General features: G+C 38.4%; 16 protein-coding genes. 8 read left to right on the top strand and 8 right to left on the bottom strand.

Going from position 1 to position 12,448, the window contains the following annotated elements; all coding sequences use genetic code 11:
* Window positions 1–14 precede the first annotated feature (14 nt).
* Together rpsI and rplM are read right to left on the bottom strand one after the other, a co-directional pair.
* Window positions 15–401 (bottom strand): 30S ribosomal protein S9, encoded by a 387-nt coding sequence (gene rpsI, locus AAKU52_RS02170; RefSeq protein WP_354329738.1) that lies wholly within the window; start codon window positions 399–401, stop codon window positions 15–17.
* A gap of 16 nt (window positions 402–417) precedes the next feature.
* Window positions 418–861 (bottom strand): 50S ribosomal protein L13, encoded by a 444-nt coding sequence (gene rplM, locus AAKU52_RS02165; RefSeq protein WP_339591181.1) that lies wholly within the window; start codon window positions 859–861, stop codon window positions 418–420.
* 217 nt (window positions 862–1,078) lie between these two features.
* On the opposite strand from rplM, the gene AAKU52_RS02160 reads away from it, so the two are divergent.
* The 3 genes from AAKU52_RS02160 (at window position 1,079) to AAKU52_RS02150 (ending at window position 3,248) form a co-directional block, all read left to right on the top strand.
* The gene (locus tag AAKU52_RS02160; RefSeq protein ID WP_354329736.1) at window positions 1,079–1,285 is read left to right on the top strand and encodes a YtxH domain-containing protein; all 207 of its coding nucleotides are present in this window, start codon (window positions 1,079–1,081) and stop codon (window positions 1,283–1,285) included.
* A gap of 187 nt (window positions 1,286–1,472) precedes the next feature.
* Complete coding sequence (locus AAKU52_RS02155; RefSeq protein WP_354329733.1) at window positions 1,473–2,540, top strand: mechanosensitive ion channel family protein; 1,068 nt, start codon at window positions 1,473–1,475, stop codon at window positions 2,538–2,540.
* A 21-nt stretch (window positions 2,541–2,561) separates the two neighbouring features.
* On the top strand, window positions 2,562–3,248 hold the full coding sequence (locus tag AAKU52_RS02150) for a class I SAM-dependent methyltransferase (protein WP_354329730.1): 687 nt from the start codon (window positions 2,562–2,564) through the stop codon (window positions 3,246–3,248).
* Window positions 3,249–3,300: 52 nt separating this feature from the next.
* On the opposite strand, the gene pepT is transcribed toward AAKU52_RS02150, so the two are convergent.
* Entirely contained in the window at window positions 3,301–4,554 is a 1,254-nt protein-coding gene (gene pepT / locus AAKU52_RS02145; RefSeq protein ID WP_354329728.1) for a peptidase T, read from the bottom strand.
* Window positions 4,555–4,580: 26 nt separating this feature from the next.
* On the opposite strand from pepT, the gene AAKU52_RS02140 reads away from it, so the two are divergent.
* Window positions 4,581–5,279 (top strand): hypothetical protein, encoded by a 699-nt coding sequence (locus AAKU52_RS02140; protein WP_354329726.1) that lies wholly within the window; start codon window positions 4,581–4,583, stop codon window positions 5,277–5,279.
* A 66-nt stretch (window positions 5,280–5,345) separates the two neighbouring features.
* Complete coding sequence (locus AAKU52_RS02135; RefSeq protein WP_354329724.1) at window positions 5,346–5,966, top strand: rhomboid family intramembrane serine protease; 621 nt, start codon at window positions 5,346–5,348, stop codon at window positions 5,964–5,966.
* A gap of 2 nt (window positions 5,967–5,968) precedes the next feature.
* Here AAKU52_RS02135 and AAKU52_RS02130 read toward each other — a convergent pair whose 3' ends face one another.
* Window positions 5,969–6,934, bottom strand: coding sequence for a hypothetical protein (locus tag AAKU52_RS02130; RefSeq protein ID WP_354329722.1), 966 nt, complete (start codon window positions 6,932–6,934; stop codon window positions 5,969–5,971).
* Window positions 6,935–7,022: 88 nt separating this feature from the next.
* On the opposite strand from AAKU52_RS02130, the gene AAKU52_RS02125 reads away from it, so the two are divergent.
* Entirely contained in the window at window positions 7,023–8,057 is a 1,035-nt protein-coding gene (locus tag AAKU52_RS02125) for a dipeptide epimerase (protein WP_354329720.1), read from the top strand.
* Here the strand turns inward: AAKU52_RS02125 and AAKU52_RS02120 are convergent.
* Both AAKU52_RS02120 and AAKU52_RS02115 read right to left on the bottom strand, forming a co-directional pair.
* The gene (locus AAKU52_RS02120) at window positions 8,032–8,232 is read right to left on the bottom strand and encodes a DUF6358 family protein (protein WP_354329718.1); all 201 of its coding nucleotides are present in this window, start codon (window positions 8,230–8,232) and stop codon (window positions 8,032–8,034) included. The two genes, AAKU52_RS02125 and AAKU52_RS02120, sit on opposite strands and share 26 nt — an antisense overlap.
* Before the next feature lies 1 nt (window position 8,233).
* Complete coding sequence (locus AAKU52_RS02115; RefSeq protein ID WP_354329716.1) at window positions 8,234–8,551, bottom strand: rhodanese-like domain-containing protein; 318 nt, start codon at window positions 8,549–8,551, stop codon at window positions 8,234–8,236.
* 153 nt (window positions 8,552–8,704) lie between these two features.
* On the opposite strand from AAKU52_RS02115, the gene AAKU52_RS02110 reads away from it, so the two are divergent.
* Both AAKU52_RS02110 and AAKU52_RS02105 read left to right on the top strand, forming a co-directional pair.
* On the top strand, window positions 8,705–9,787 hold the full coding sequence (locus tag AAKU52_RS02110) for a DUF4407 domain-containing protein (protein ID WP_354329714.1): 1,083 nt from the start codon (window positions 8,705–8,707) through the stop codon (window positions 9,785–9,787).
* Between the two features lie 2 nt (window positions 9,788–9,789).
* Window positions 9,790–11,106, top strand: a complete 1,317-nt coding sequence (locus AAKU52_RS02105) for a M20/M25/M40 family metallo-hydrolase (protein WP_354329712.1) — start codon at window positions 9,790–9,792, stop codon at window positions 11,104–11,106.
* On the opposite strand, the gene AAKU52_RS02100 is transcribed toward AAKU52_RS02105, so the two are convergent.
* Both AAKU52_RS02100 and AAKU52_RS02095 read right to left on the bottom strand, forming a co-directional pair.
* Window positions 11,090–11,593, bottom strand: a complete 504-nt coding sequence (locus AAKU52_RS02100; protein WP_354329710.1) for a GNAT family N-acetyltransferase — start codon at window positions 11,591–11,593, stop codon at window positions 11,090–11,092. The genes AAKU52_RS02105 and AAKU52_RS02100 overlap by 17 nt on opposite strands.
* Entirely contained in the window at window positions 11,590–12,156 is a 567-nt protein-coding gene (locus AAKU52_RS02095; protein WP_354329708.1) for a thiamine pyrophosphokinase, read from the bottom strand. Before AAKU52_RS02095 ends, AAKU52_RS02100 begins: the two co-directional genes overlap by 4 nt.
* Between the last annotated feature and the right edge of the window lie 292 nt (window positions 12,157–12,448).

The following is a 12,448-nucleotide window of genomic DNA, read 5'->3' as shown; positions in this document are numbered from 1 at the left end:
TTGTCTCCTTAAGATTAACGTTTACTGAATTGGAATTTTTTACGAGCTTTCTTACGTCCTGGTTTCTTACGTTCAACCATACGCATATCACGGGTCATTAACCCTTTAGCACGTAATGCTGGCTTTTTCTCAGCATCTAATTCAACAATAGCTTTAGCGATCGCTAAACGAATAGCTTCTGCCTGGCCTTTTATGCCGCCTCCTGCTACATTTACATTGATATCATATTGTCCAACCAACTCAGAAACTTCTTGAGCCTGGTTTATGATATATTGTAAAGGTAATGTAGGGAAATATACTTTGTGGTCTTTACCGTTAACGGTAATGGCGCCGTTGCCATCTTTTAAATAGATACGTGCAACAGCAGTCTTTCTTCTTCCTGAAGTGTTAGTAACTGACATTTCTTTTTTCCTTTAATTAAAGTGTAATGGTTGTTGGTGATTGTGCCTGGTGAGGATGCTCTGAACCTGCATAAACAAAAAGATTGGTGTACAATTTAGCACCCAATTTTGTTTTAGGTAACATACCACGAACGGCTTTTTCGATAACACGTGTAGGGTGTTTCGCCATTAACTCTTTAGGAGAAATGAAACGTTGACCACCTGGATATCCTGTGTAGGAAACATATTGTTTCTCACTGAATTTTTTTCCGGTCAATTTAACCTTGTCTGCATTAATAACGATAACGTTATCTCCGCAATCTACGTGTGGGGTGTAATCTGGCTTGTTTTTTCCACGGATGATCATAGCGATCTTCGATGACAAGCGCCCCAAAATCTCGCCTTGAGCATCAACAACAACCCACTGTTTGTTAACAGTTTTAGCATTGGCTGAGACAGTTTTGTAACTTAACGTATTCACTTGCTTGTATTTAATTTGTTAATAAATCAATTATTACCCCTAAAATTTAGGGACTGCAAAGATAGATAGAAATCTTTTAATAATCAAATGCTTAGTCAAAAAGAATCTTACCCCAATCAAAAAAAGCATCCTTTGTATGCTGAAATTCGCAAATGATCTAAAACTAAATCCACTTTTAATTGTTCACCTAATATTGACAATCACAAAACTTAATAAAATGACAAAAGAAACTAAAATTATTGCGGGATTATTGGCAGGAGCTGCCTTAGGAGCAGCAGTAGCCTTAATATTATCTACAGACAAAGGTGACGACCTCAAAGAAAGTGTTACAGACTGGCTTGCCGACATACTTGATTCTTCTAAGGATAAAATAGCTGACGTAGCAAGCTCTGTTAAAGATTCTATAGCTAAAGCAACCGCATAGTTTTTAAATGAAACTTACCTTTCATTTGACGGCTCATCCCGTAATTAAAACATTTTCGAATTGTGGAATGCCTTAGCCAAGAAACTAAGCATTAGGCATTCCACGATAAATTTCATTATTTTATTGCTTTCTCCTTTAAGTCACTGCACATCATTGTTGCCGTTGCTTTCACCGTACAAATTTATTTATGCAATATTTTGATCGATTATTTGGCTTTCCTTTTTCCCACCTCTTTCAAAATCTAGTCATAGGCTTTATTGTCATCGCCATAGGTATAATCATCAAATATATTTTAAAAAGAATATTCCTGCTTTTTTCCAGATATTGGGCAACATTTGTCATCAATTCCATAATCAAACGCTTAAATAGACCTGTTGGTTTTTTTATTCCTCTACTTCTGCTCAATGCATCTTTTGCTTTTATGAAAATGGACCTGAGCTATCGTATTCAGCTCAGCAGGATATTAGAGATTGCACTTACTATCAATTTCTGTATCCTGCTCATCCAAATCATCAGGGTATTGGAGGATTATTTTCATCTTAAATACGATTTAAAAAAAGAAGACAATTTAAAAGAAAGAAAAATAAGAACTCAGCTCCAGTTCATTAGGAAGTTTACGATTTCTTTCATCATCATTATAACCGCTGCTATCATTTTATTGAGCTTTGAAAGCATGCGTAAAATTGGCACGGGCTTACTTACAGGAGTAGGTATTGGAGGAATTATTATTGGTTTTGCAGCGCAAAAATCTCTTGGAAACCTTCTTGCTGGCTTTCAAATTGCCTTTACGCAACCTATCCGCATGGATGATGTGGTTATTGTTGAGGGAGAATGGGGCAAAGTAGAAGAGATTACATTAACCTATGTGGTGATTAATATCTGGGACCAGCGCAGACTTATACTCCCCATCACTTATTTTATTGAAAAACCTTTCCAAAACTGGACCCGGGTCTCTGCAGAGATTTTAGGTACTGTATTTTTATACCTGGATTACAACGTTCCTATCCCTCTGTTAAGAGAGGAGTTAACCAATGTCCTCACTCCTCATCAATTATGGGACAAAAGGGTCAATGTGGTGCAAGTTACAGACAATAAAGAATCGACCATTGAAGTCCGTTTTTTAATGAGCGCCCGCAATTCTTCGCAGGTGTATGACCTTCGATGTGATGTCAGGGAGCACATGATTGCCTTTGTGCGCGACAATTATCCAGATAGTTTACCAAAAACAAGACTCGAATACAAGAAAAATTCTTAAGATCATCCTTATCTTTAGCCGATGGATATTTTGGGAGCGGCATTACAAGACCATTTTTTAAATGGCACAACAGAGACCCTTTGGGTACATAATTCTTACGGGGAAGAAGAGGTAATGCCGGTCGACCTTTTTTTTAGAGAGGAAAAAGACATGCCAGGGCTGGAGTTAAAAGCGCTGGAGCTTTGCAAAGGACATGTGCTAGATATTGGTGCTGGCGCTGGCAGTCATGCTTTAATTCTACAGGGAAGAAAATATAAAGTAACCGCTTTAGACATTTCCACTACCGCAGTTGCTATCATGAAACAAAGGGGCGTTGATGACGCAATAGAAAAAAACATCTTCGATTTAAAAGCCGCAAGCTATGACACCCTACTCTTTATGATGAATGGTATTGGCATTACGGGAACCATCAATGGATTTAAAAGTTTCCTGAATAAGGCTAAAACTTATATCAAACCCGGTGGCCAATTAATCTTCGACAGTTCCGATATCTCTTACCTCTATCAGGAAATTCAATTCCCAGTAAACGCCTATTTCGGAGAAGTTGCCTTTTGCTACGAATATAAACAGCATAGAGGAAATTGGTTTAAATGGGTATATGTTGATCAAGCAACGTTACTGAGCATCGCAAAAACTTCGGGCTGGCATTGCGAGATAATAATGGCTGACGAACATGACCAATACCTGGCAAAGCTGACCTTGATTTAAAAAAACTCTTTCTGCGAACAGGAAAACATCCGCAGAAAGAATAAAAATATATTTAGGAATGCTCTTCCCAAATTACAGCTATATTGACAATTGTTTGCACTGCTTTTTCCATATCCTGCACAGAAACCCATTCTTGTTTTCCATGAAAAGCATGTTCACCGGCAAAGATATTAGGACAAGGCAAACCCATTAAAGATAAACGGGAACCATCAGTTCCACCTCTTATACTTTGTCTTTTTGGAGTTATACCTGCCCTCTCAATAGCCAGAACGCCATATTCCATTACTTGAGGATATTGCGCAAGTACTTTCTTCATATTACGGTACTGTTCGGTTATTTTCAAATCGTATGTTGAATTAGGGTAAGCTTTTAGAACCTTTTCTACAACAGCTTTTAACGTTTGCCCATGCTGAGCTAAAAGCACATCATCAAAATCACGTAAAATAAAATGTGCCTGTGCTTGCTCTACATTTCCATGCATGGTTACCGGATGTATAAACCCTTCTTTTTGGCTGGTAGCTTCTGGTGTAAGTCGATCTTTAGGCAGAGCGTCCAGGATGGCACTTAAAATTTTTATAGCACTCTCCATTTTCCCTTTCGCAAAGCCAGGATGAGAACTTACGCCATGAATGGTTAATATAGCCCCATCAGCAGAAAAAGTCTCATCTTCAATAGAACCCAATGTTTCACCATCAATGGTATAGGCAAAATCTGCCTCCAGTTTTTTCAGGTCTGCTTTATCAACCCCTCTTCCAATTTCCTCATCAGGGGTAAACAAAATCCTTATCTTGCCATGTTTAATCTCTGGATGTTGCATTAGAAAGGCAGTAGCCTCCATAATTTCGGCCAGGCCGGCTTTATTATCTGCCCCCAACAAAGTAGTACCGCTGGCGGTAATAATGTCATTACCGATTTGGTTTTGCAAATCTTTATGTTCACTTTGTTTTAAAATTACAGTTTCATCATCAGGCAAAACCAAATCCTGACCCTGGTAATTCTGGTGAACTATCGGTTTAACATTTAAGCCACTGCAATCCGGCGAAGTATCCATGTGAGAACAGAAACAAATGACAGGGACTTTTTTAGTTGTAGTTGAAGGGATCGTTGCATACACATATCCATGTTCATCAAGGTGTGCATCTGCAACCCCAATTGCCAATAATTCTTCTACAAGCACCTTTCCGAGGTTCTTTTGCTTCTCCGTAGATGGAGTAGTAGGTGAATCAGGATCTGATTGCGTGTCTATTTGAACGTACTTCTTAAAGCGTTCTTCTAATGTTTTTGTATTATTGTGATAATTTAGCATAAATTTAAAAAAATAAAGGTAAAGATTTGAAAATAATACTCACCAGCTTCTTCCTCGCATTTTCTTTAAATCTATGCGCACAGTCTAATTTTTACAAGTTAAGCTTAGGCGGGGGTGCAGGCTTTACGAAGTCTTATGCCGACTTGCAAGAACATAATTATGGAGAAGCCATTTATGGAACAGCAGATTTTTCTTTTACTCCTTTTCTGAGTTTAGGTTTTGAAATACAGAATGGAACAGTAAAAGGTGGCCAAAGCAACCAGGAGGCATATAATCGCAAGTTTAAAAACAATTACCGGTCGCTCAGTGCAAATGGCAAAGTTTCCCTGGGTGCATTCGTAGACTACCAAAACAGCCTTTTTTTTGATTACATCAAAGGCTTATATCTTGGTGCAGGTGTTGGTGCCATACAAAACAGGGTAACTGAACTGCAACGCGAAAATAATACTCCCGAGCAAGTATACATGCCAACGTCAAAAGAAATTTTCATCCCTTTAAACCTGGGTATAAATTACTATATACCTAACAGATACGGACAATACAGTTATGTGGTCAATGTAAATTACCAGAGCAATATTACTTTGGGCGAGGGATTAGACGGTTACGACTCTTCCACTGTACGCTATAAAAATGGCAATCCGGATGTTTTCACCTACATTACCTTAGGCATAAAGTATAATTTTGGCCCTATTGGCGTATCAAATAAAACCTTTAAGCGATACTAATTACAAACTTACCCGCGCTTGCTGATAGCGCATTTATAAAAAACTTAAACCTTAGTTTAAAATAATATGATTGAATTTTTTCTCCAAACACCAGTAGCTACCCTTATTTTTATTTTCACGATAGTCACTAGTATTTATGCTTTCAACGATACGGTATTGTATGGTAAATTCATGCTGCACCCTTATAGTGTTTACCGAAAAAATAAGGTTTATACACTGATCACCAGCGGATTGATCCATGCCAACTGGATGCACTTGATTTTCAACATGTTTACTTTCTATTTTTTCGCCTTTAAATTAGAAGCCACCATTGGTCACTGGCAATTTGGATTAATCTATTTTCTTGGTTTAATCTTAAGCGACCTGCCTACTGTAGTGAAGCATAAAGAAGATTTTTGGTATAATAGCCTGGGTGCATCGGGAGCCGTTTCTGCGGTATTGTTTAGTTACATCCTATTTTACCCTTTTTCTACCCTCATGATTTTCCCTCTTCCAATACCTATTTGGGCTTGCTTATTTGGTGTATTATACCTTATTTATTGTGCATACATGTCTAAAAGCTCCAGAGACAATATTAACCATGACGCACACTTTTTTGGTGCAATAGCTGGAGTATTGGTTACGGTAATTTTAGTACCTCAAATTGTTCCTCACTTTTTTGCTGCTTTAATGGGGGCCATAGGTTAAAACTAAACCTCTGGTAAACAAGGAGGATCAAAAAAACTAATGGGGGCAGTCGGATCCTTGATGATTTCAAAAAGTGTTTGTCCCCATGGTTTCCAGAAATTCTCTAACACCTGTGCATAAGTTTTATGTTGCCACACATCAAACAAGGGTTTGTTAAACACGCCCTTTAAAGGCATTGCATCGATATAAACCGTACCCTCAACAGGCATTACGGTATATTCGGGCAATCGGTTAAACAAATAGGCAGAGTAGAAAAACCGCGCACAAAGCTCTTCATATTGCTGTTCTGTTAATGGCTGCCCCTTTAAGGCCTCTAGTAATTCCTGGTGAAACACCTTATTTGTACCATTATCTTGCAAGCAAGCAATGATGCCAAAATCTTTCAGTTTTAAAGAAAAAGTAAGGGTGTTAATCTCATCACGGAAACTAAAATAATGATCCGTTTGTACTAAAGGTACTACAACGATAGACCATGGTGTAAAACCTTCATAAACTACGTCGCGGTAGATGCTTTGAACCATGGTATTCAGGTTTCCAAATTTATGCATTAAACCTTGCGACATATTCATTCCGTCACCACTCAGCTGTTGCTGTTTAATGGCGGCGTTCATCTCGATATAAATCAAACTGTACATGAACTTGCCAATCCATTTAAAGAGATCTTCTTCAGGAAGTTGAACTACAGCATTATAGCCAATAGCGAAAGCCTGTGCTATTTTATACTCCAGAGGCTGGATAAATTTTTCCACAAGTTCAGCACTGCAAGGCACTTTCAACGTGTTATAAGACCTTACGCTTTCGTCGAGCAGTTTTATTTGCTCCGTGCCGCTGTAATTAGCCACTGCCAATAACCAGTCTGGAAGCACATTACTTTCTACAAGTGGAGCATCAAAAATATCACCACTTAAAAAGCAGTTTTTAAACTTGAAATCAAAGTTTTTGAAGGGTTGGTATATGGAGCTATTCATAAGAAAGAACAATATTAGGCATATTATTTTTACATTAGCTGCAGCGCTACTTATTTTAACGTTGATATTACTAAACCACTACAGCCGTATGCAAGCATCTTATACCTCCTTTAATCTCGAGCTCAAACACCCATTTGCTATTGCCAGGTTTTCAAGAACCAGTACCCCATTGTTACTTTTAAAACTACACTATGAGAATTTTGAGGGTTATGGCGAAGCTTCGATGGTACCTTACATGGGAGAAAGTTATGAATCGGCGGTAAAGTTCTTGGAAAAAGTAGAATGGAACCGGGTTAAAGCCCCTTTTAATTTTGAGGAGATCATGAATTACCTGGATAGCCTTGCACCAGGGCATCCGGCAATTAAAGCAGCAATAGACATTGCATTGAACGACATTAACGGGAAGGTATTAAATAAATCCTGTGCTGAAATTTATGGTGCAGACCCCTTAAAAATGCCAATTACCTCTTACACCATCGGCATCGACACCCCAGAAGTCATCAAAGAAAAAGTAGCTGATGCTATAGGTTTTAAAGTGCTTAAAATTAAACTGGGCAGAGACAACGACAAAGAGCTGATTAACACCATCAGAAGCATAACGGACCTTCCGCTCTATGTTGATGCTAACCAGGGCTGGTCGGACCGTAAAAAAGCAATTGAAACCATTTATTGGCTGCACGACCAGGGCGTAGTTTTAATAGAGCAACCCATGGACAAGTCAGATCTGGACGGCAATGCTTGGTTAACAGGCAGGAGCCCGATCCCTATTCTGGCAGACGAAGCCGTGCAGCGCTTGGCAGACATGGATAACCTTAAGGGCGCTTACCATGGCATCAATATCAAGTTGATGAAAAGTACAGGCATGTATGAAGCATACCAGATGATTTTAAAGGCAAGAAGTTTTGGAATGAAGATTTTAATTGGCTGCATGAGCGAAACCTCTTGTGCTACAATGGCAGCTGCGGCTCTTGCTCCATTATGCGATTGGGCAGATTTGGATGGCCCCTGGTTAACAAAGAACAACCCATTTGATAACCCCGAATTGAAAGACGGAAAGATAATATTAAAAAATCTTCCAGGCCTGGGCCTGGAAGGTATTAAGGCTGATTTGCTTTATCTCTAAGCGACTGGCGGAAATCCTTTGTCAGCTTGATTTTCAAATAAATGAAAAATACAATCGTTATGGCAAAAAGACCAAGAGCAAAATAATTATTTTGCTCATAACCCCATTTAAGGCCTAAAAAAGAGGCAATTATACCCAAGGTATAAAAAACATTTAAGGCAATTTGTTTCTTCATATTAGTAAACTGGCATGTTAGGATCAAAAGCTTCCTGCCAGGCTATAATACCACCTTTTAAATTATAAAGGTTAGTAAAACCATGCATTTGCTCTAATTGCATAATAGCGGCAGCACTTCTTTTGCCACTTCTGCATTGCACAATAACGGGTTTATCTCTTAAAATTTTATCAGCTTCAATTAATAAACCTCCCAATGGAATATTCTCTCCCTCAAGGTTAGAAGTTTCATATTCAAAAGTCTCTCTAACATCGATCAATTGAAAATCTTCCTTATTGTCTATTTTCTGTTTAAGTTCTTGTACAGTAACTTCTTTCATTGTGTTAAATTTTATCAAATATACTCATTTAAAATAAATGCAGTAGAATGTCTAAAAAATGTCGCGATAACGAATTTATTTTAAGTCCTTTACAGTAACAATTACCTTTGCCAGGAGTTTAATAAAAAGTCTTCATTAATTTTGATACTCATTATGAATTCACTATCCCGTTTTTTTTGGTTTTGTTCCGGAGTACATATAAAAACCCTTGAAAAGCACCCAACGGAGCACAATAAATATATTGGCATTGGTGCTACTATATTTTTCACCGGTTTATTTGCTGCATTATCTGGCGGATATGCCATGTATTTCGTATTCAAAGGCGATCCGGCAGCAATTGTATTTGCGCTGTTCTTCGGATTGCTATGGGGTCTGGCTATTTTTAACATGGACCGTTACATTGTCTCCAGTATTAACAAAAATGCCTCCACCTGGCAACAAATTGCCCAGGCAACTCCCAGAATCCTGTTGGCTATCATGATTGGCATCGTTATTTCACGTCCACTGGAGTTAAAGATATTCGACAAAGAAATCAAAGAACGCTTAAAGATCAGCTACGTCAACAGTCAGCGCAGCAGAATTGACACCCTAAATAGTTCTTTCAATAAAAAATATACCATAGAGCTGAACAAGTTTCAAGAGGCAAAAACACAAAGGGATTCCCTCGCGAGTGGGATTAAGGAGGACCGACAAAAGTTGAATTTTGAAATTTTCGGTAATAAAACCAGCGAAACCTCGGGTGTTATGGGTTATGGTCCTTATGCCAAAAGAAAGGAAATGGAACTCCAGCAAAGGACTATAAACCTTGATTTTTTAAATTCTGACCTCAGACGAATGGAAAACTTTATAGCCAATCGAAAAGAATTTGATGGCTTAATGTCCGAACGCTTATATACAGGCAAACAGTTAGACAGTCTGACGAGTTTAGCTGGTTTTGCCGACCGAAACTGGGCATTAGGACAACTCAGTTATAACCCCGATGGGACCCGTGATGTGAATACTTCCATAGCAGTTACTTTTATTGGCTTACTATTCATTTTTTTTGAATGCTTACCCGTATTTGTGAAAATGATGAGCAGCAGAGGCCCCTATGACCATTCGATAGGGAATATAGAATATGCACAGGTAAACACTTCAGATAAAGACAAGGATTACGAGGTAGACGTTACCGATGGCATACAGGAAACCCGTGTAAATACAGAAATAGAGAAACGCAAGCACCTACTTAAAAACTAATAATGATAAAAAAACTACTTTACACTTCCATAATCCTGTTCCTATCGGCACAGGTTTCTGCACAAGACATCAATAAAATCATTACCAAAGCCTATGTAGATGGCCTGATCAAAACTTTAAGCAGCGATGGAATGCAAGGCAGGGCTACTTTTACGCCTGGCATTGACCGTGCAGCCACCTTTATTGAAGGCGAATTTAAAAAAATAGGCTTAAAACCATTACCAGGGTTAAAAGGCTACAGACAAACATTTTACAAATACCAGGTTAAGCCTGTTTCAGCAGTAGTTGTGATAGATGGAAAAAATATAGCTGCAGAAAACATTTTGGCCATTGGTAATGTAACGGAGTCATTGAATTTTGACAATACCAACAGCGCTAGTTGGATAAAGTTGAACCCAGAGCAGTCTTTTATAACGCAATACCGTGCCCTGCTCAGCAGCAAAAAACAGCAATTGGTATTGGTGGATCCTAAATTTGCAGACTACTTTAAACAGCTAAAGAACCGTACAAAAAACGGCAGTTATGTAGATGAAAAAAACCTGACAGAAGCAAACACAGGCACTTTAGTGTTTATATTGAATCAGGACACGGTTACCAACAATTTTACGGTATCCCTAAAAAATTTAGTTAGCAAAATGCCCTTATATAATGTTGGCGGTATAATTCCTGGCAAATCTAAGGCAAAGGAAATGGTCGTGTTTTCCGGGCATTACGATCACCTGGGTATTATGACTGCTGTAAACCAAGATAGTATTGCCAATGGTGCAGACGACAATGCTTCTGGCACTACAGCTATGATTGCATTGGCAAAGTACTACAAGAAACTAAATAACAATGAACGCACCCTGGTTTTCGTGGCCTTTACCGCAGAAGAAATTGGTGGCTATGGGGCACGTTATTTTTCAGAGCAATTGAATCCCGATGATGTTACTGCCATGTTCAACATAGAAATGATAGGCAAGGAAAGCAAATTTGGAAAAAATGCAGCCTTTATTACTGGTTTTGAAAGATCTGATTTCGGAAAAATTTTACAGAAAAACTTAGAAGGCAGTCCATTTACCTTTCATCCAGATCCATATCCGCAGCAAAACCTGTTTTATAGGAGCGACAATGCTACTTTAGCCGCTTTGGGTGTGCCAGCGCATACCATCAGCACAGATCAAATTGACATAGATAAGCTTTACCACACGGTTGCAGATGAGTATAGCACATTAGATGCAGAAAATGTTTTATCTACCATTAAGGCGATTGCTAAAAGTGCCATTAGCATAATTAAGGGAATAGATACCCCAAGTAGAATCCCTAAATTGGAACAATAGGCAGCTCCATCACATGATCATTCATAAAGAAACCGTTGCCAATTTCTATGTCGACGGTTTCTTTAATGTTAAAACCCGCACTTTCATAAAATTCTTTGGCCTTATTAGCCCTGTTAACATTTAACTGCAGCTTTTTACCCCCGGCATGGCGTACTTTATTGATCACCTCGTTGATTAGAAATTTACCCAGTCCTTTACCATGCATTTCTGGCAGCACATAAAGTTTATGTAATTTATAAACATGATCACCATGCTCCAGCACCGAGTAAGAGGCAAAGCCAACATCCTTTCCATTCAATGATGCAATAAGAAAAATATCCCCCTTCATTAATTGCCCCAGTAAAGCGCCTTTGCTATACATTTTCGCTAGCATATAGTCTACCTGCTCTCGGCCCATAATTGGCACATACGTAGGTTCCCAAGTAATGGCAGCAATTTCCTCAATCACTGCAAGATCCTGTTCTTTAGCTATCCGCAGTAAGATCATAACTTTTCGCTGATTAATAAATAGGAGGTGTTAAAAATAAATTCCACAAATCCATCGCTGATCACCTCAAACTCATCTCCTTCATTTTGCTTTAAATTACTGGTTTCAAAATAAGAGATCACATCAATATAATAAATGCTTCCTTTAGGTCGCCATACTCTAAAACCAGAAGTAATAGCATAAGTTTTCCTAGTGGCATTAAATAAAACCAAATCAATTAAAGGAATATAATAACTCAGGTCGGCGAGTTTATTTTCCGTTCCAATAATATTTACTGCAGGATATTTTTCTGAGATAAGGTAATTTAATACCGTATTAAAATCATCTCCAGGCCCCATAATTGTTTTGGTATTTTCCTGAAAGAAACTTGGGTTTTCAACCGGATTGAGTACAACATCAACCTTTAAGCCCAGGCTAACGATTTTTTCATATCCCGTGGAGTTTACAATTAAAGTTGGGCTCCATTCTAACAGCTGACCCAAATATTCTTCATTAAAATCACCTAACTGATGTATGTACAATGCAGGCTCTTGTTTTTCCTTTACGATATGGTGTGATGACATAAAGCGAAAATAACAAAAATACACAACAAGTTAATTAGAATTATTCTAAATTTAACCAGCACCATTACCTCAAATACCTCCTTTTATTTTTTTTCAGGCAAAAGCACAGACAGAAAATTACATTATCGGCCAGGTGGCCTATGAAGAAAATGTTGAAGTATGGCTAATAAATAGCCCGGGGCTAACCCCGACTTGGTAGGTACCTTGTTCGGACTTCGTAGCGGATAAGCGGAATGAAGTCCGGCTAAGGTGCGAACTATAACCGGACTAAAACAATACTTACCCTTATTGA

It is taken from the genome of Pedobacter sp. CG_S7 (genome assembly GCF_040544395.1).
Lineage (GTDB): Bacteria > Bacteroidota > Bacteroidia > Sphingobacteriales > Sphingobacteriaceae > Pedobacter.
This window is presented reverse-complemented; position numbering and strand designations above follow the sequence as displayed.